The following is an 18,952-nucleotide window of genomic DNA, read 5'->3' as shown; positions in this document are numbered from 1 at the left end:
CCTCCATTTTTATATTTACTATATATAGTAGTCAAGAATGATTTCCTGCTGCTGAAGCAGCCTGCATACCGATTCTACCGTTTCATCAACAGGACTTCCCCCGGATATATTCTCCTCAGGCTTAAAGCTGTTAAAGGGAGATTCACCTATATTTACAACTATTATTTCATTTGGCTGGTTCAATAATTTCAGCTTTTCAGCCTCATAGTCGTCCAGGTTGAAAACAGAGGTTATGAATATCTGTCCTGCATCTGTAAATATCCTTGCAAGCTCACCAATCTGTTTAATCTGGTTTTCTCTTGAACCGGAATCGGTTGCGCCTTCAGAGGCAAGCCCGTTCAGCAGGCTTGATACGCCCAGATAATAGGCCTTGTAGTTCATTTTAAACAATTTGTTTTCCAGGTTCTTTGCCACGGCCTGAATAGTCTTTTCATTATCTTCACTGCCTGTGGTTATAATTACAAATTTTGATTTGTGGCCGTAGTTTTCTTCTCTTTCAGCCGGTGAAATAAGACTCTTTTCCCAGAGAAATTCCCTATCCCTGATATGTTCAACAAGACTGTTTTCGCTGTCGGATACTCCCTCCAGAATAATTCCTCCGCCTGAAATTTCATAATTGTCAACCATAACAAATCTGCCTGTCAGCTCCAGGTCCGATATGGCGTCAAAGGCAATGGGCTTTGCTGTTTCCAGAATACATTCGGCTACATCGTGTCTTTCCACCTGGTCCTTAAAGGTGTCAATATTCAGCTCGGCTGCATCAATTATATTGAGAATCTCAACCAGCTTGACTGAAATTCTCATAGTGCCTATTTTCAGCTTGTAGTTCCTGTTTTTTATCAAGGGTACGTGTCCCACCCAGAAAATATTGACTCTGAAACGTGAACTGAGCACTGGCAGCGGTTCATTTGTCCTTACCATGAGCTCTCCGGGCTTTATGTATATCTGGGTTTTCAGTGTAAAACCTACAGCCTGGTCGGCATATGCAGTTTCGGCAGGCGCAGTGTTAAAGCTCTCAATGCTGCTTATAATGCTTTTCTTTTGAGAGGGCAGGAAAACCACTTCATCACCGGCTTTTACATTCCCGCTCAGGACAGTTCCGGCTACAATTCTTCTGTCGTCATTTTCCTCTGTAAACTTGTATATATCCTGTACCGGCATACGGAAAGGAAGCTCACGATTTTCCTTTTTATTTGCAAACCCGTCCAATTGCGCCAGCACGGTAGGTCCCTCATACCACAAGGTATTTTCCGAAGCGGCTGCTATGTTGTCACCGTTAAATGCGCTTATTGGTATGAAATTCAAGGGCTTTATATTTATTTTTGTAAGGAATTCGGTAAATTCAGACTTTATGGAATTAAATACATCGCTGTCAAAATCCACAAGATCCATTTTATTTACCAGCACAACCACCTGTTTGATTCCAAGCATGGAAACAATATGACCGTGGCGTTTTGAATTTTCCCTGATGCCTTCCTTTGCGTCAATTACAAGCAGGGCGGCCTCAGCTCTTGAAGCTCCTGTTACCATGTTTTTGAGAAATTCAATGTGGCCGGGTGCATCTATGATTATATAGTCCCTCTTTCCGGTTTTAAAAAAGCAGCGCGCAGTGTCAATGGTTATTCCCTGGGCCTGTTCATCCTTCAGGGCATCCAGCAGAAACGCGTACTCAAAGGGCCTGGAATTCTTTTTGCAGTATTCCTTTACAGCTTCCAGCTTACCTTCGGGCAAGGAATCGGTATCTGCCAGGAGTCTTCCTATTACGGTGCTTTTACCGTGATCCACATGCCCTACTATTACTATGTTCATCTGTTCTCTGTTTTCCATTTACATGTATCCTCCCCTGCGCAGAGTTTCAAGTCCGCCGCCGTCATCCTTGTCCTGGGCGCGGCCTGATCTTTCGGCAATATTTGCAAATTTGCCGCTTTTCAATTCCTCGATGATATCACTTACGTTCTTTGAGGTGGAATCCACCGGAGTGGTGCAAGGATAGCAGCCCAGCGACCTGTAGCGCTTTCCGTCTCCCCTGTCAAAGTACAGTGAGGTTATGGGAATATTCTCCCGTTCAATGTATTCCCATATATTCAGCTCGGTCCAGTCCAGCAAGGGATGTATTCTTATGTGGGTGCCGGGTGCAAAATCCGTCTTGAACTGATTCCAGAATTCAGGGGGCTGATCTCCCACATCCCAGTCATTTTCCTTGTCCCTGGGTGAAAAATATCTTTCCTTTGAACGGCTGCCTTCTTCGTCCGCCCTTACTCCGACTATAACTCCGGTATATTTCTCCCTGTTTGTATCCTGAATGTATTTTCCAGTACTGTGGTTCATTACATATCTGTTCCATTCTCCTGACAGGGTATTTTTCAAGGCCTCCGACTTAAGATTCTGGCAGCAGGTGATTCTGTCCGCCTTTCCGTCCGGAAAGGTCCTTTTCTCAGCCAGGGCCTGGGTGTTTTCACCGTAGACCATGGTCAGCTTCCACTTTAAGGCCAGGTCATCCCTGTATTGGATCATTTCAGGAATTTTATAGTGTGTGTCTATATGTACCAGGGGTATGGGCACATGTCCGAAAAAGGCCTTTCTGGCAAGCCATAAAAGTACAGTGCTGTCCTTTCCTATGGACCAGAGCATGCAAATATTCTTGAATTCCCTGTATGCTTCTCTGAGTATGTAAACACTCTGAGCCTCCAATTTATCCAAATGATTCATAATTATCTCCAATCTACGCTTCCATTGCGTACCAATATAGTTGAAAACCGGTCGTTGACCTATGACATTTCAGGCAGGCTTGTGTCCTCCCAGATGGAGTCCGCATTCCTTTTTGTCCGGATCTTCCCACCACCATCTACCGCTGCGTATGTCCTGTCCCGGCTGTACCGCCCTGGTACAGGGCTCGCAGCCAATGCTTCGGAAGCCCGTATTGTAAAGGTGGCTGTATGGAATATTGTTTGCCTTGATATACTCCCACACCTGCTCCTCAGACCAGTGAACAATGGGATTAATCTTATATATTGAATTCCCGTCGTCCCATTCGAAAATATGCATGTCCTGACGTGTGGGGGACTGGTCTCTTCTCAGACCGCATATCCAACCGTCAACCGTACTCAAAACCCTTTTCAAGGGCTTTACCTTTCTGATCTCGCAGCACTTCTTCCTGAGCTCCACGCTTTCGTAAAAGAAATTCGGCCCCAGCCTGGAAACTGTTTCTTCCAGGTCTTTGCTCTCCGGTGCATACACCTCGTAATTGAACTTATACCTGAGCATTGTCTGCTCCATCAAATCATAGGTCTTCTGAAAATGCCTGCCGGTATCAATTACAAAAATCCTGGCCTTGGGGTCAAGCTCCAGAAGCATATGAGTAAGTACCTGGTCTTCAATAGAAAGACTGGAAGCCAGTGCAACCTTGGAGGTTCCCAGCTTTTCAAGTGAATATTTAACAACGTCGGTCGCACTTGAATATTGATCATTCAACGCCTTCAAATCAAATTTTTCCATTTCATTTCTTCCACCTTTCTTTATTTTTGTGGCTGATAAAAGCTTGTCAATTTAAGGCCCTATTGTCCAAAAAGCTCTCAAGCACCATGGCAGCCGCTCCCACAGCTATGGCGCTACTATTGAAAAAGCCTCCGTTGCTGAAAAATATTTTCTTGTCACCGTGAGCCCGGCATTTTTCCAGAGCAGTTTCAGTACATTTTTCATAAAATATTCCGGAGTGTTTTATAAGCGGCCCGCTTAAAATGACAATTCCAGGATTCAGAAGCTTTATCATATTTGAGAGCCCATCGCCCATAATTTCTGCCGATTCCTGAATTACCTTGAGAGCAACCCCGTCACCGCTAGCCGCGGCATTACAAATATCAGTAAAGGCTATCTTTTCAAAATCCTGCTGTGAAACCCTGCTTTTCAGGCTTTTATACCTTTCAGTTATTGTGAATATGGAGCAGTAGGACTCAATACAGCCACTGTTGCCGCAGGAGCATTTGTTCCCGTCGGCATAGATCATCATATGGGCAAAAGCGTCTTCAGAGTCATTTATATTCCTTACAAATACACCCGATGAAATCAGGCCGGTCCTTATACCCACACCGCAGTTAATGTAGATGACATTTCTGATGCCCTTGCCTATTCCATAATATGTTTCCGCCAAAACTGCCGCATTTGCTCCATTATCAATAACAACCGGTATTCCCAGCCTTTTTTCAAAGATGGACTTGAGCGGTATGTTTTCCCACCCCGGAGCTTCAAACTTTTCGGGATTGAGAATCATACCGTTTTTTCTGTCCAGAGGGCCTACGGTACCGATGCCCATTCCGATGATTTTTCCGTTTTGCTTTATAATTTTTTCCTGGACCTCTTTTATCCAGCTTAGTATTAAGCTCAGAGTCAATTTTGGAGTGGACTCCGTATTCATTTCAAATCTGAACTTTTTTATGGGCTGCATTTTCAAATTTGTAATTACCAACTGTGTATAGGTCCTTGATATATCAATTCCCACAATATAATATTTTGCAGGATTAACATCAAACAGCACCGGTCTTCTGCCTCCGGTGGATTCCCCTATTTCAGCCCTGGTCAGCAGGCTGATTTCTTCAAGAGGCTGCATCATTCTTCTCAAACTTGTCAGCTTCATTTCAGAAAGCTCAGACAGGTCTGATTTAGTTGCTGCCTGATTATGCAGCACCAGGCGGAAAATATTCTTTGATTCCACGGACAATTCACTGAAAAGGTTCTTAATACTCATACGCAACACCCGACTTTTTACCAAATTAGTTAAAAGCTTTCAAAAAAAATGTCTATATTATATAATCCTCCGGAATGAAAACTTTGAAATCCTTCGGTTTGACATATACTGTCTGCTTTTCCTTAAGCTGCAGCTTTTTATATATCTCCTTGCTGATTTCAACCTCAATGTAGTCCCCTGTATCAATTCTTTTCATTTCAAGGTTTACTATTGGACCTACTGCCCGTATAAATATGATAGCCGCGGCTATGAATCCGTTTTCTGCAGGTTCAAGACTTATTTCAATATCATGTGGCCTGATATAGCTTATAACATCCCTGTCTCCTGCCTCAGTGTTTTCCGGAACGTCAAGCTTCAAGCCCCCAAGTTCGATTTTTCCGTTATGAACCCTTCCATGAAACAGGTTTACATTGCCGAGAAAATTATATACAAATGGATTTGCCGGATTGTCGTATACTTCTTCCGGTGTACCTATCTGTTCTATCCTGCCTTGATTGAGAATTACGATCCTGTCTGCCACATCAAGGGCTTCCTCCTGGTCATGGGTCACAAACACGCTTGTTATAGGGTACTCGTCATGAAGCTTTCTGAGCCATCTTCGAAGGTCTTTTCGCACTTTTGCATCCAGTGCTCCAAAGGGCTCATCCAGCAGCAGCACCTTCGGTTCCACTGCAAGTGCCCTTGCCAGGGCTATCCTTTGACGCTGTCCTCCCGACAACTGTGAGGGGTAGCGCTTTGCCAGCTCCTCCATTTTTACAAGGGCCAGCAGCTCATGCACCTTTTTTTCGATATACTCCTTGCCCGGCCTGAGTTTGGAAGGCCTTACCTTCAGTCCGAAGGCTATGTTTTCAAAAACCGTCATATGCTTGAACAGGGCATAATGCTGAAAAACAAAACCCACCTTTCTGTCCTGGGTACTCTTTTCGGTATTATCTTCTCCGTCAAATATGATGTTTCCGGCATCTGAGGTTTCCAAGCCTGCAATTATCCTTAGCAAGGTAGTTTTACCGGAACCTGACGGTCCGAGCAATGCCACCAGCTCACCGGTATTTATTTTCAGATCAATGTTGCTGAGAGCCTTGAATGAATCAAAGGTTTTTGAAATATTAGAAATTTCTATGCTCATATAATCTCCCCTCTGCGTATTTCACGCACTAAAATCAGTTTGAAGCTCTCTCTGCTGTTCCGGCTATTTGAATTGCTGGCTTATTTTCCAATCTGATATGTTTTTGATTATCAGATTGATAATTGCAATCACGGTTAACAACGAGGCAACTGCAAAAGCAGCAGAAAACTTATACTCGTTATACAGTATCTCAACGTGAAGGGGAACTGTATTGGTCAAGCCTCTGATGTGCCCGGATACCACGGATACGGCTCCGAATTCCCCGGCGGCCCTGGCAGCAGTCAGCATTATTCCATATAAAAGCGCCCATTTTATATTGGGAAGAGTTATAAGCCAGAAGGTTTTGAAGCCGCTTGCACCCAAGGTAAGGGCTGCTTCCTCCTCGGCAGTTCCCTGGGATTCCATGAGAGGAATCAGTTCCCTTGCAACAAATGGAAGTGTTACGAACAGTGTGGCCAATATAATCCCGGGAGGCGCAAAAATAATCTTCAGTCCAAGCTCGTTCAATACCGGAGCCAGAAGACCGTGACTTGTGCTGAACAGCAAAACGAATATCAGTCCTGCAACAACCGGTGAAATGGCAAAGGGCAGATCGATTATGGTAATAAGAATATTTTTTCCCTTGAATTTGAATTTTGAGACCGCCCAGGCTGCAATAATTCCGAATATTGTGTTTACAGGTACAACAATTGCTATGGTCAGCAGTGTCAGCTTTATGGCCGATAAGGCTATAGGGTCGCTTATTGCTGCCAGGTATACCTTTGTCCCCTGTTCAAAGGCCTTCACAAAGACCGATATCAGAGGAACCAGCAGCATAATCACAAAAAACAGTACTGCTATGGCAATAAGAACTATTCTGACCAATTTTGAATCTCCGGACGGTTTTTTCCGAGCATTGATTTCATTGGAATATTTTGTTTTTAACGGTATGCTTCCTGCCATATGTCCCCTCCAATTTTATTTATAGTAAGAAATCAGATTTACCGCATTTTATGCCTGTTTCCCGCCCACCACTGAAATAAGTTTATTACCAGCAGCATGGCAAAGGATATTATCAGCATGATTGCTGCAACTGCTGTTCCGCCGGAGTAGTCGTACTGCTCGAGCTTTGTTCTGATTAATAAGGGTGTAATTTCAGTCTTCATGGGCATATTGCCTGAAATGAACACTACCGAGCCATATTCGCCCAGAGCTCTTGCAAAGGAAAGTGCAAAGCCCGTTATAAGTGCCGGCAGCAGTTCCGGAATTATTATCTTTCTGAAGGTCTGAAACCTGCTTGCTCCCAGACAGGCCGCCGCTTCCTCAACCTCGGTGTCAAAACTGTGAAGGACAGGCTGAACCGTCCTTATAACAAAGGGAAAGCTTATAAATATCAAGGCAACCGTTATTCCCAGAGGCGTATAGGAAATTTTAATTCCAAGGGGTTCAAAAAGCCTTCCCAGCCAGCCGTTTGGCGCATAAAGCGTGGTAAGGGATATACCCGCCACCGCCGTGGGCAGTGCAAATGGCAAATCTATGAGGCCGTCTATGAGCTTTTTTCCGGGGAAGGAATAGCGTTCCAGCACCCAGGCCATCAACAGTCCAAAAACTGCATTTATGGAAGCGGCCAGAAAAGCCGTTCCAAAGGATACCCTGAGTGAAGCCAGCACCCTGGGACTTGCCGCAATCTCCCAAAAACTTTTCAGGCCAAGTGTCGAGCTATTTACAAATACCATGGCAACCGGAATTAAAATCAGAAGGGTTATGTATAGAATGGTTATTCCCATGGTCAGTCCAAAGCCGGGTATAACGCTTTGTTGTTTAAGTTTTATGGGCTTTATGCTAAGATTCATATTCACCTCGGATTTAATTCCTTAAGGGATTCTGACTCTCCCTTAAGGAATTGATTTATGTATATTACTTTTTTACATATATCTGGTCAAATACACCACCGTCTGCAAAATGTTCCTGCTGCGCTTTTGTCCAGCCGCCGAATTCTTCATCAATGGTAAAAAGGGTTATCTGTGGAAACTGCTGGGAATATTTTTTTGCTATATTCTCATTTCTTGGCCTGTAATAATTTTTAGCAGCTATTTCCTGGCCCTCATCACTGTAAAGGTATTCCAGATATGCCTCTGCAACCTCTCTGGTGCCTTTTTTGTCTACAACTGAGTCCACAACTGATACGGGAGGTTCTGCCAGTATGCTTACCGACGGTACCACTATTTCAAATTTGTCTTTTCCAAGTTCATTGATTGAAAGAAATGCTTCATTTTCCCATGCTACAAGCACATCGCCCAACCCACGCTCAACGAAGGTGGTTGTGGCTCCCCGTGCTCCCGAGTCCAATACCGGTACATTCTCAAACAAGGCCTTCACAAATTCCTTGGCTTTTTGCTGGTCATTATTATTATTCCTCAGAGCATAGCCCCAGGCTGCAAGATAATTCCAGCGCGCTCCCCCGGAGGTTTTCGGGTTTGGAGTTATTACCTGGATTCCGGCTTTCACCAAATCATCCCAGTCCTTGATATTCTTCGGATTCCCTTTCCTTACCAGAAATACTATTGTTGATGTGTAGGGTGTGGAATTATTGGGAAGTCTCTTTTGCCATTCCTTGTTAATAAGCTCTTTGTTCTTATTGATGGAATCAATATCATAGGCCAGAGCCAAAGTGACCACATCGGCTTCATTTCCGTCAATAACCGTTCTTGCCTGACTGCCTGAGCCTCCATGGGATTGCTGGATTGTCACATCCTGTCCGGTCTTTTCTTTCCAGTACTTTGAAAAGGCTTCATTATAGGCCTGATACAGCTCCCTGGTGGGATCATAGGATACATTCAGCAGGGTTACCGGGCCCTTTGCTGCCCCACTGCCGGAGGAGTTTGTCTGCACTCCGCTGCTTCCGCAGCCTGCCAGCAATGAAAAACTGATTAAAATACTCAGGATTGTAATAGCAATGCTTGATTTTTTGTTGGGTGCCCTCATAATTTATTTCTCCTTTACAATACATTAGTAATCATATATTTTTTATATGTTTTATAACAAAAAAATAATTGTCTGCTTCCGGAATCAAATTTTTATACCATATAATTCTTATATGGTTTATAAGTTATAAAAATATTAACATTTGGCCAAAAGTCTGTCAATAGTTTAGTGCATTAAAGTAAAACTTTTTATTAAATTTTTTTAGTAGACGGTATTTCAATAAACGGTAAAAAACCACACAAACATACATGTTTTTACATAATTGTTGATTTGTACCTTTTCATATAGTAGTATAAAAATAAATACAGGCTTTATTAAGGTCTTTGAACGTTCAAGGACATTAAAGGAGGATTTTTGTGATGAAAGCAAGCTCATTAAAGGTCAAGCTGATTACACTGGTTTTTCTTTTTTCAATGGTGTCAGGTCTATATCTTCCGGTATCTGATGTGCAGGCCGATTCCTCCGGAAAACCATTTTTACATCCTATTTTCAGCGATCATATGGTTTTGCAGAGAGAAGTTGAAAACAACATATGGGGCTGGGCCTCCCCGGGAGAAAAAATTACAGTGGAGCTGGGAGGAAATGTTTCAACCTGCACGGCAGCCTCTGACGGAAGGTGGCAAGCCAAGCTGCTGCCCTTTTCCAAAGGAGGTCCGTATGAATTAAAGGTTTCGGGCAAGACAACCGTAACACTGAAGGATATTTTTTTCGGAGAGGTATGGCTTTGTGCCGGACAATCAAATATGGCCATGCAGCTCCCTTTTGTTCTTAACGGTGACACTGAGGCAAAGAATTCCACCAATCCAAACATACGTTTTTTTACAACACCATACGGCAGCAGTTCGACTCCCGTTGATACCTTCGGCTATGTGAGCAGTTGGTATCAATGCAGCCCCGATACGGTGGGAAACCTGTCAGGAGCCGCATACTTCTTTGCCAGGGAGCTCAATGCCGGGCTGGATGTCCCAATAGGCATTATTTGTTCGGCGGTGGGCGGTACCCAGATAGAAAGCTGGATAAGCAATGAAGCCTTTGCAAGGTTCAAGGCGGAAAACAACGTTTCCGGCTATAATCCCGGTTCGGTAAATGTATATTACAACGGTATGATTGCTCCTTTAAAACCGGTTAAATTCAAAGGAGTGCTCTGGTATCAGGGAGAGTCCAACACACAGTTTGACTACCTGTATGAAAAACAGCTTAAAACCCTGGTTAGTGACTGGCGTACCGGACTTGGTTTAATTGATGCGCCTTTTATAATAGTTCAGCTTCCAAATTATCTGCAAAAGCAGACAAGCCCTGTAGAGTCAGTTCCCTGGACAACAGTCAGAGAAGCTCAGGCAATGGTTGCCCAAAGCGATAAAAATATCGGACTTGTTACAACCATTGATATCGGTGAAGAGGACATACATCCCAAAAACAAACAGGACTTGGGAAAGCGGGCCGCCTTGTGTGCTCTGGGGAAATTCTACAACAGGAACATTACATATTCAGGTCCGGTATATAGCGGAATTACAAAAGAAAATGGCAGGATAAGACTTCATTTTAAAAATACCGCAGGTGGTTTGATGGCAGGAATTAAAACAGGCCTGGAGCCTGTCAGACAAGTTTCTGACGAATTATTGAAGGGCTTTGCCATTGCAGGCTCCAATGGAATATATGTCTGGGCGGATGCCGTAATTGACGGTGACAGCATTCTGGTAGGGTCTTCTGCCGTATCGCAGCCTGAAACCGTCAGATATGCCTGGGCCAACAATCCCACCGGCAACCTGTATAACAGAGCAGGCTTTCCGGCTTCTCCCTTCCGGACGGATCAACCGCTGGTGGTCACACCGGTAATTACCGGTGATTTGAATGCTGACGAACAGGTGGATGCCATAGATTTTTCACTTCTGAAGATGCACCTGCTGGGGCAAAGGCTCTTGGAAGGTGATGCCTTAGCTGCTGCCGATATGGATTTCAGCGGAAGTGTGGATGTTTTGGATCTTGCGCAGCTAAAAAAGTACCTGCTGGGGATAGGATAATAGGAACATCCATGTCATTAACTTAAGCCCCTGCATCAAACTATTGTTGCACTTTTATATGAAAATATACTTTTGAGAGGCAAAGGCAAATGAAGAAAATTCTTAGTTTCTTAATTTTGTTTTCTGTTTCGATACTGACATTAAGTGGGTGTGGTAGTATAGAAAAGGAACAAGCCATTAAGGATACCCCGCATCAGATAGGCCTTAAGGGCCAAATGTCCGCCAGCGTTATAGGCTTCAATTTTGATGAATCATACAAGGAAGCAGATATTATAGCACAAATTAAGATTACTGAATGGCTTGGTGAGGTTGACGAGGAATTAGAAAGAACAATATTTAAAGCAAAATTGGAAAAAACATACAAAAACAACGTAAACAATAACCTTAAAGAAATAAATCTGATACAGACAGGTAATTCAAATTACACTATCAAGGATAATCCTTTATTCAAAATTAATGACAGATTAATACTATATCTTGCAAAGGCGGAAATGGAAGGCTATGGAGATGTTTACTACATATTAGGTGCACACACCGGTATATTCAGAATTGTAAACTCCGACGGGCGCGACTATGTTGTAAAACAGGTTGGTAATTGTCCTGAATTATCGGAAGCGAAAGTAACGGCTGATAACAGTAAAATTAAAAGCACTCTGCTTAAGAATATTACTACTGATAATCCTGTATTGTTTTTCTCAAGTCCACATGACGTTTTTGACGAAACCTATGATTTAGAAAAAATGGAGAAGTTAATTGAAAAACAAAAAAATAAGTGAGGGTTATAATGAAAAAGAGAATTACGAAATTCAAACTGTTAGTCATTGTATTTATAATATTTGTAATTAGTAATTACCCAATTTTTGCACACCCATCTAATCAGTCTGGAATAATTGAATGGGGCGAATTGTGCGGATGGAGTATACTCGAAAATTGTCATTCTCAATCAAACAGCACCACATATAAGTTTGATTCAAATGATAGAAACATGACTGACACATACAAAAACATAATAAGAAACGGAGCAAGTAACAAGTAAATGGAGTAGTTATGGAAATATAAGTGAAAGTTCATCCGGGATAGGTACTATACATACTTATGAAGTACCTAAAGATTCTATTATTGCACTCTTTTATAATCAATATGCTAATTCATCTGGTCATCTTACATTTTGGAAAATCAAATTTAATCGTTATTATTCCTTTACCGCAGTAACTGCAGCTCATGAATTTGGTCATGCTTTCGGACTAGGTGATATATATGATACTGGTAATTATGATAAATTAATGTGCGGAATGGAGCAGCGTTTCGCAACAGCACCTACTACTCAGGATGTTAAAGGATTCAATGTGATTACTGGACTGCATACTTATCATTATTCATGGGCATACAAAACCGTTCCCGGTTATCCCTCAAGTGTTTCGGTACATATGAGATATTGCACTGTATGCGATGGCTACAAAATTGAAAGTTGCTCACCAACTACTGGTGTATGTACCATATGTGGTTATTATCATTAGTTATTTGCACAAAACTTGAAGAGGGTGTATACCGTAAATTCGGCATACACCCTCTTGCATGATATTTATGTGACCGGCGTTTATAGAGCTCCGCCGGCAGACTTACATTTTACTGGTCATTGTCATCCTTTAAGCAACTGTGCCTTAAGCGCTGCGAAATCCAGTGCGTCTATTTCTCCGTCAGAATTCATATCTGCATTCTTTTTGTTGATCTTTGTCTCAGGATTGAGTATGTACTGCTTGATAAGCGCGCAATCCAGAATGTCTACAGCTCCGTCCTCATTGGCATCTCCCAGAAGAACCGGATCGGGATCAGGATCAGGTATGGTCCCGCCATAATACTGGTTCAATGAGATTCCCTTGGAACCCAGCGGTATCTGATGATCCAGTCCGATGAATTTTCCGTTTGCCTGCCATAATGCAGGCTTTAATAATGCATATTTTGCCTCATCCCAGGTTGCCCAGTCATTTCCTATCAATCCGCCTGTATCTCCGGAATTTGGATTAATACACCAGAATGTATGACTTATACGGTTTTTGACCATGTAATCTCTCAATAAGGTCATCCATTTTTGATTCTTTCCGGCATCCATGTGTCCGCCCCACTCGCCTATAAGAAGCGGCGCAATTCCCTTATCATCAATGTATGCCCAGGAGTCATACCAGTAATCGTCAAGGAGTGTCTGTGTTGTAAAATCCTTGTCAAACCATGTCTGGTTATATACTGACGGACCGTAATCATGTGGCGAGTATACAATCTGGCTGTTTAACGCACCCAGATTTACAGGATAATCCTTTACCCCTCTTAAGTTTCCTCCCCACCAGGCACCATGCCAGGGAGCAGCGTCTCCTGACGCACCCCAGACATCCGGTGTGTCATAGGTATAGCCTTTTTCGGTTTTAGGATATTGCTCAACACCTTCAATTACCATTAACAGTTTTGGATTTACTGCCAGTATTGCCTTGGAACATTTTTCAGCGGCATATTTCCAGTTGTTTTCATCTGTGGAATTATCCCATTTTGCCATGTCTGAAGGAGCAGTACCACCAGTATAGCCGCGTTTTCCGTGAGGCTCATTCTTTAAATCAAAAGCCAGGATGGTATCGTCATTCTTATATTTATTGGCCAGCCACACCAGAGTATCTATCCATTTCTGTGTAGTAATTACACCTGCTGTAGGAGTGGTCAGTCCATACCAAAGGGGGTACATGTGACCTGAGTTGTTTGCATCAGGACTGTGTACATCTATCATAACCTTTATGCCAAGTTCCTTGCAGTAACCCATGATTATATCGAATATTTCCATGCTGTTCTTGGTCTTGCCGGTGGCAGTGTCATAGAAATCCGGATTGCAAACATGATAAGGAGGGTTATTGGCGGCTGTGACACTGGAAACCTTGTTGGGGGTTCCAGCCATCCAACTGTACAGCAGCTCGGTTGAAATAGGTATTCTCAATAAGCCGATACCTCTGTCGGCAACACTGGTGAGAATTGTTTTAACATCATACCAGGCACCGTGGAATACGTTCTCGCTGCAATTGAAACCAAACCAGTTCGCTCCTGTAAGCCAAACCTCGTTTCCATTCATGTCATAGATTTTGTCGCCCTTGCAATGCAGCCAGTCATCATTATTGGTATTGGCTGCATTTACAGTAAATGTTCCTGCGAACATAAATGCTGTCAGTACTGCAAACACACATAGCAGAGAAATAACTCTCTTTAATTTAATCATATTATTTCAATCTCCCTTCATATAAATAACCTGTTTTAGTTTAGTTTAACAATTTCATTTTAAGCATGGCAAAATCAAGGGCATTGATGTCTTTATCAGAATTCAGGTCCGCATTCTCTTGATTTATTTTTACATCTGAATTCAGCAAATACTGCTTAAGCACTGCCAAATCCAATGCATCCACCTGGCCGTCACCGTTTACATCACCGGTCACGACTGCACTGGCCGGCTGCGGAGTATATATAGCCGGCACCGGTGCTTGGGCCATATCGTTTCCAAGATAGAAGCCGGTATGTGGAGGCTGGTTATAGGCAACATTTTGCCAAGCTATACTCAGCCTGTACTGAGGGTCATGCATAAGTGTATAAAGCTTGTTGACGGTGGCTTCTGTAGAAGTATAGATATGTAGGTACTTATTGTCTGTTGTCCTCCATATGACTTCCTCTCTCCAATCACCAAGAATATCAGCACTTAGGCAGGGATTTGCCTTGGTGGAGTTATTGGAGGAGCATTCCGTTGCAGTGAGCAGTCTTTTCAAGGTACTGCTTGAGTAATCCCACTTATCAATTTTATTCCCGTCAAGCAGCTCCCGGCTCAAATCTCCGTCCCACCAGATGCCAAAATTAATTGTAGGTTTGGCAGTAGAAATCCGGGTCTTGTTTATACTGTAAACGCCGTCACTGCTGGAGGTCCATAATTCAAAGCCCTTATAGCGGGGATCGATGTCCAAAGCCAGTGCTCTTCCGGTATCATCGGTTCCTGGGAGCCCCCAGATAAGCTGTCCGGTTTTTGCGTCCCGGAATTCTCCCGCGGAAGCACTTGATGCCGTTTCATGACATTGCCACACCTCAAGCCCGGGTCTGTCCGGGTTCATATCCGACAGGTGAAGGGCATCACCATGGTTCAGTTTGGTTGTGTACAAACCTTTTCCGTTGTCATCAATGGCACAGGCCCCATAGATGATTTCATCCCTGCCGTCACTGTCCACATCACCCACACTGAGATTGTGGTTGCCTTGTCCCGCATAATCGGAGTAGCCTGACGTACTGCTGTCGAAGGTCCATTGTTTTGACAGTTTTCCCTCCCTCCAGTTGTATGCAACAAGCACAGACCTTGTATAGTAGCCCCGGCACATCACCAGACTCGGCCTTACCCCGTCCAGGTAGGCAATACAGGCAAGAAAACGGTCTACACGGTTTCCGTAGTTATCACCCCATGAAGCGACACTTCCCCTTGCCGGCTCGTAGCTGACAGTGGTCAGGGCTGCTCCCGTCTCCCCGTTGAATATAGTAAGGTACTCCGGTCCTGACAATATGTATCCGCTGGAATTGGTATAGTCCGCGCTGGCATTGCCAATCACAGTACCCTTGCCATCCTTTGTGCCGTCGGCGGTTTTGCAGGCAAGCTCCGCCTTTCCGTCACCATCCAGGTCGTATACCATAAACTGCGTATAATGAGCTCCTGCCCTTATATTCCTGCCCAGGTCAATTCTCCACAGCAACCTGCCGTTTAGTTTGTAAGCATCCAGATACACGTTTCCCGTATACCCGCTTTGAGAGTTGTCCTTTGAATTGGACGGATCCCATTTTACGATTATTTCATACTGCCCGTCCCCGTCAAGGTCACCCACAGAACAGTCATTGGCACTATAGGAATAGCTTTCGCCCGATTTGGTGGTTCCAGATGCCGGCACGTTCAGAGCCAGAGAAAGATAGTTTTGTGCCAGAACACCGGTACTCTCCGATCTGTCCAGTTCAATACCGTTTTTAACCACGCATACATAATACTTTGAATTTAATGTACCTGCGGTATCAAGGAAGCTTGTTGCCTTATTAATTAAAGACGTATTGACTTTACTTCCGTCTCTGTAAAGGTTAAAGGCAATATCCGCCGGGTCGGTTCCCAGCATTCTCCAACTGATAAAAACACCATTACTTGTTTTTACAGCGACCATGCCGCGGTCAAGGTATTCCATCTGCCTCTGTCCTGCAGCCTTAGCCGCATTCTGCGGCATACAGAAACATAATACCTGTGAGGCGAGCAAAAAACATATCAGGAATCTTTTAAACATAAAACAGCCTCCATATTGATATATTATTTTAGCCTGCTTGGCCTTTTCACACCGGCAAGGCCTTTATCAGCCAAGGAATTCTTATCAGTTGGGTACTTGCAGCAAATATATCTTTAAGGCGGCATAGTCAAGTGAGTCTATACTGTTGTCCTTATTCATATCTGCCGCTTTCAGGCCGTCCACAACGGGGAAATCCACTATTTTTCCCAGCAGATAGCTTTTCATCAGGGCCAAATCCAGCGCATCCACAGCTTTATCACCGTTAAGATCACCTTGCAGTATTTCAGTGGAACCTGCTATATCTCCGTAAACAATACCACGCCCGTTAGTGCCTATGTACACACGTCCGTACACTCTGGGATCACCTGTAATGGCAGAGTCAACAGCACCATAGTTATGCTTGCTGTCATTTATTTTGATAAAGGATGCACCTCCGTCATCGGAACGGAAAAAGCCTGTAACCCCTTCAACTTTGCCGGTAATATAGATTGCGGGGTAACTCTTTCCCGGGGCAGCTTTGCCAAAGCCGACAACATATGCGGTTTCAACACCATTAAGTCGGGTAAATGCCGTTCCGCCGTCGGTGGAATGCCATAAGCCATCTTCACGGGCAGCCAGCCATATATCACCTTCTACGCCCGGAACCGCCTTTATTTTTGCATTTGCAGGAAGTCCGGCAGCGGAAGTCACAGTGAATTTGACTCCTCCATCGGTGCTTCTATAGAAGCTGCCATTGCTGAAGCCGTAATACTTCTTTCCGTTAACCCGGTCTGAAACCACAAAGGTATTGCTTGGCAGTCCTGTACAAGCTGTCCATGAGCTTCCGTTATTGGTGGTTACACTGGGTACTGAATTTTCAGGTGCCCAGACAACCGAGGTGGCATCGGCTGAGGCTGCCACAACTCCTCCTCCCACGGAATTTGAAGGTTCATTGCTTGCCTGGAACCAGTTTTTGCCTCCATCATAAGAGAAGGAAATACGCCTGACATCATTTGTCTCACTCTTGGCTGCAATTGTCATGAAACCGGGAGACAGCTCTGCATAATCCAGACTTGTAGTCGTTCCATATACAGGAATCATCATTTTTGAACAAACTGTATCCAGGCTCTCATGCCTGAAGCCGCAAATATCACCAAGAGAGCTTATGAGAGATGCTCCCGACGGCGGACTTATCAGTCCCTGAACTGCTGTTTCCTCAATGCCTGCGGCTTTGACCGTCAGCTTGATTTTCTCATTCTTATCCCAGGCGGTCAGGTTGTCGGTCCCATAAATGGTGGCACCTGTTCCATACATCATCTTATCCGAATTAAAGGGATCTATTTCTATATCGCCTATCATCCACCCAAGCTTTGGCTTTACCTCGGGCAAGGGTGTACTTGAGGCGGCACCCCAATCCAGCCATGGTGCTCCTGAAATGTCATGGGTATACTTCAGTATGCGCTCAGGGTAATTTCCCCAATCCCAAATCCTGCTCCAGGTTGTCCCCCCGTCAAGGCTTCTCCATATCATATCGTCAGGCCACCAGGATACCAGACTTGTAACCATTATCGTATTGGGATTTTGAGCATCAATAGTCAGACCTCCATAGCCAAAATAGTTGTCCCCATTGTCGGAGCCGTCACTCTTTGTAGAAGGAATAGGGCTTATTCTTGTCCAGGTTCCGTTCTTAGTGTCAAATTTCCATACATCTCCCTTTGCTCCGTCATATGGACCGCAGGAATCACTGTATGTAATATATAAGAATCCGTTGGAGCTCAATACGCCATGATGGGGCAGATAACCTGCAGGCTGACCCTTCACTGCCTGCCACGTTTTTCCTCCGTCAGTGCTTTGATAGATGCTCTCTTTCTTATCAGCTACTCCCACATAAATATTTTTAGTGGTAGTGCCTTTTGTACTGCTGCTTTTGTCAAAGGCCACCCATACCACACCAATTATGTCCTTTGAATAGTCATAGTTGGGATCGTATATATATGTCCCCGGATTAGGAAAGCTGTCTACCTTTGACCAGGTAGCACCATAGTCGGTACTTCTCCATAGTCCGTTACCGCATCTTGTGCCCAGGTAAAGAACGGCATTGTTGTTGGGATCTATTGCAAGGCGCTCACCCATGGATCTGCCGGGATTATTTCCTCCGAATTTGAAGGGAAGCTCTGTCTTTTCCCAGGTATTTCCTTTATCCTTTGAACGCAGTATTGTTCCCTTGTTTGGAAGCCAGTCGTTAGTATACATGCCTGCTGCCGCATATACCTTGTTCGTATCGATGGGATCGGTAGCTATACTCTCAATCCCATAATAGCTGTATTCACTGAAATCAAAGGAATCCGTAAGCGGAATCCAGGTATTTGTAGCTGTATCCAGGCGGTATGCACCTCCCATGTCCGTTCTGGCATATACAAGTCCTTTTTCTGTGGTATTATAGACTATTCCGGGAATAAAACCACCGCCGCCGCCGATAGTTACATTGCGCCAGTTATACGTCTGCTGCGTTACTGCTGCGAAAGTGTAAGCAGGCTGCAGCGTGAAAATCAGAGCAAATATAAGGAAAACATACGCTATTGAAAGCTTTTTACCCTTCATATTGACCTCCTGTTTGTAAATCTTAAAATAAAATTGCAGCTAATCATTCTAAAATGCCGGAACAGCACTTTATGTAGGTTTACAAAAACAAAGTACTGCTCCGGCTGATGCAAGCATTGAAGCTCTCTTTAAAGTGTTGAGCTAAAGGCCTTTTCGCCACAGGATTCAACTATAATTTGCTTTACTGTTATTTACGGCT

The 18,952-nt window shown here is 43.9% G+C and carries 14 protein-coding genes; 3 read left to right on the top strand and 11 right to left on the bottom strand.

The window, feature by feature from the left end; genetic code table 11:
* Nucleotides 1-18: 18 nt before the first annotated feature.
* From CLHUN_RS19040 to CLHUN_RS19005, 8 genes are all read right to left on the bottom strand, one after another.
* A complete protein-coding gene (locus CLHUN_RS19040) occupies nt 19-1,827 on the bottom strand; it encodes a GTP-binding protein (RefSeq protein WP_080066218.1) in 1,809 nt (602 codons plus the stop codon).
* On the bottom strand, nt 1,828-2,709 hold the full coding sequence (gene cysD / locus CLHUN_RS19035) for a sulfate adenylyltransferase subunit CysD (protein WP_080066216.1): 882 nt from the start codon (nt 2,707-2,709) through the stop codon (nt 1,828-1,830).
* 69 nt (nt 2,710-2,778) lie between these two features.
* Entirely contained in the window at nt 2,779-3,495 is a 717-nt protein-coding gene (locus tag CLHUN_RS19030) for a phosphoadenylyl-sulfate reductase (protein ID WP_080066215.1), read from the bottom strand.
* 46 nt (nt 3,496-3,541) lie between these two features.
* A complete protein-coding gene (locus tag CLHUN_RS19025) occupies nt 3,542-4,741 on the bottom strand; it encodes an ROK family protein (RefSeq protein WP_080066213.1) in 1,200 nt (399 codons plus the stop codon).
* Nucleotides 4,742-4,793: 52 nt separating this feature from the next.
* Nucleotides 4,794-5,867 (bottom strand): sulfate/molybdate ABC transporter ATP-binding protein, encoded by a 1,074-nt coding sequence (locus tag CLHUN_RS19020; protein WP_080066212.1) that lies wholly within the window; start codon nt 5,865-5,867, stop codon nt 4,794-4,796.
* Between the two features lie 63 nt (nt 5,868-5,930).
* The gene (cysW, locus tag CLHUN_RS19015; RefSeq protein WP_080066210.1) at nt 5,931-6,809 is read right to left on the bottom strand and encodes a sulfate ABC transporter permease subunit CysW; all 879 of its coding nucleotides are present in this window, start codon (nt 6,807-6,809) and stop codon (nt 5,931-5,933) included.
* Between the two features lie 38 nt (nt 6,810-6,847).
* On the bottom strand, nt 6,848-7,699 hold the full coding sequence (gene cysT, locus CLHUN_RS19010) for a sulfate ABC transporter permease subunit CysT (protein WP_080066209.1): 852 nt from the start codon (nt 7,697-7,699) through the stop codon (nt 6,848-6,850).
* A 64-nt stretch (nt 7,700-7,763) separates the two neighbouring features.
* Complete coding sequence (locus CLHUN_RS19005) at nt 7,764-8,831, bottom strand: sulfate ABC transporter substrate-binding protein (RefSeq protein WP_080066208.1); 1,068 nt, start codon at nt 8,829-8,831, stop codon at nt 7,764-7,766.
* A 359-nt stretch (nt 8,832-9,190) separates the two neighbouring features.
* Between CLHUN_RS19005 and CLHUN_RS19000 the strand changes: the two genes are divergently transcribed.
* The 3 genes from CLHUN_RS19000 to CLHUN_RS18990 all read left to right on the top strand — a co-directional run bounded on the left by CLHUN_RS19000 (nt 9,191) and on the right by CLHUN_RS18990 (nt 11,888).
* Entirely contained in the window at nt 9,191-10,852 is a 1,662-nt protein-coding gene (locus CLHUN_RS19000; RefSeq protein ID WP_080066207.1) for a sialate O-acetylesterase, read from the top strand.
* 89 nt (nt 10,853-10,941) lie between these two features.
* Nucleotides 10,942-11,628, top strand: coding sequence for a hypothetical protein (locus CLHUN_RS18995; RefSeq protein WP_080066206.1), 687 nt, complete (start codon nt 10,942-10,944; stop codon nt 11,626-11,628).
* Nucleotides 11,629-11,636: 8 nt separating this feature from the next.
* The gene (locus CLHUN_RS18990) at nt 11,637-11,888 is read left to right on the top strand and encodes a hypothetical protein (protein WP_080066205.1); all 252 of its coding nucleotides are present in this window, start codon (nt 11,637-11,639) and stop codon (nt 11,886-11,888) included.
* 603 nt (nt 11,889-12,491) lie between these two features.
* On the opposite strand, the gene CLHUN_RS18985 is transcribed toward CLHUN_RS18990, so the two are convergent.
* From CLHUN_RS18985 to CLHUN_RS18975, 3 genes are all read right to left on the bottom strand, one after another.
* On the bottom strand, nt 12,492-14,042 hold the full coding sequence (locus CLHUN_RS18985; protein ID WP_479692039.1) for a cellulase family glycosylhydrolase: 1,551 nt from the start codon (nt 14,040-14,042) through the stop codon (nt 12,492-12,494).
* A 100-nt stretch (nt 14,043-14,142) separates the two neighbouring features.
* Nucleotides 14,143-16,173: a rhamnogalacturonan lyase family protein gene (locus CLHUN_RS18980; RefSeq protein ID WP_080066203.1), complete on the bottom strand. Its 2,031-nt coding sequence runs from the start codon at nt 16,171-16,173 to the stop codon at nt 14,143-14,145.
* 84 nt (nt 16,174-16,257) lie between these two features.
* Nucleotides 16,258-18,753 carry a dockerin type I domain-containing protein gene (locus CLHUN_RS18975; RefSeq protein ID WP_080066202.1) on the bottom strand — a complete coding sequence of 832 codons (2,496 nt, stop codon included), beginning with the start codon at nt 18,751-18,753 and terminating at the stop codon, nt 16,258-16,260.
* Nucleotides 18,754-18,952 lie beyond the last annotated feature (199 nt).

This window comes from Ruminiclostridium hungatei (assembly GCF_002051585.1).
Classification (GTDB): domain Bacteria; phylum Bacillota; class Clostridia; order Acetivibrionales; family DSM-1351; genus Ruminiclostridium; species Ruminiclostridium hungatei.
Note: the sequence above shows the minus strand (reverse complement) of the source record. Positions and strands in the feature narration are given on the sequence as shown.

Coding starts and splice junctions, on each gene's coding strand:
- CLHUN_RS19040 (WP_080066218.1), bottom strand. CDS start 1,827: ATGGAAAACAGAGAACAGATGAACATAGTAATAGTAGGGCATGTGGAT.
- cysD (WP_080066216.1), bottom strand. CDS start 2,709: ATGAATCATTTGGATAAATTGGAGGCTCAGAGTGTTTACATACTCAGA.
- CLHUN_RS19030 (WP_080066215.1), bottom strand. CDS start 3,495: ATGGAAAAATTTGATTTGAAGGCGTTGAATGATCAATATTCAAGTGCG.
- CLHUN_RS19025 (WP_080066213.1), bottom strand. CDS start 4,741: ATGAGTATTAAGAACCTTTTCAGTGAATTGTCCGTGGAATCAAAGAAT.
- CLHUN_RS19020 (WP_080066212.1), bottom strand. CDS start 5,867: ATGAGCATAGAAATTTCTAATATTTCAAAAACCTTTGATTCATTCAAG.
- cysW (WP_080066210.1), bottom strand. CDS start 6,809: ATGGCAGGAAGCATACCGTTAAAAACAAAATATTCCAATGAAATCAAT.
- cysT (WP_080066209.1), bottom strand. CDS start 7,699: ATGAATCTTAGCATAAAGCCCATAAAACTTAAACAACAAAGCGTTATA.
- CLHUN_RS19005 (WP_080066208.1), bottom strand. CDS start 8,831: ATGAGGGCACCCAACAAAAAATCAAGCATTGCTATTACAATCCTGAGT.
- CLHUN_RS19000 (WP_080066207.1), top strand. CDS start 9,191: ATGAAAGCAAGCTCATTAAAGGTCAAGCTGATTACACTGGTTTTTCTT.
- CLHUN_RS18995 (WP_080066206.1), top strand. CDS start 10,942: ATGAAGAAAATTCTTAGTTTCTTAATTTTGTTTTCTGTTTCGATACTG.
- CLHUN_RS18990 (WP_080066205.1), top strand. CDS start 11,637: ATGAAAAAGAGAATTACGAAATTCAAACTGTTAGTCATTGTATTTATA.
- CLHUN_RS18985 (WP_479692039.1), bottom strand. CDS start 14,042: ATGTTCGCAGGAACATTTACTGTAAATGCAGCCAATACCAATAATGAT.
- CLHUN_RS18980 (WP_080066203.1), bottom strand. CDS start 16,173: ATGTTTAAAAGATTCCTGATATGTTTTTTGCTCGCCTCACAGGTATTA.
- CLHUN_RS18975 (WP_080066202.1), bottom strand. CDS start 18,753: ATGAAGGGTAAAAAGCTTTCAATAGCGTATGTTTTCCTTATATTTGCT.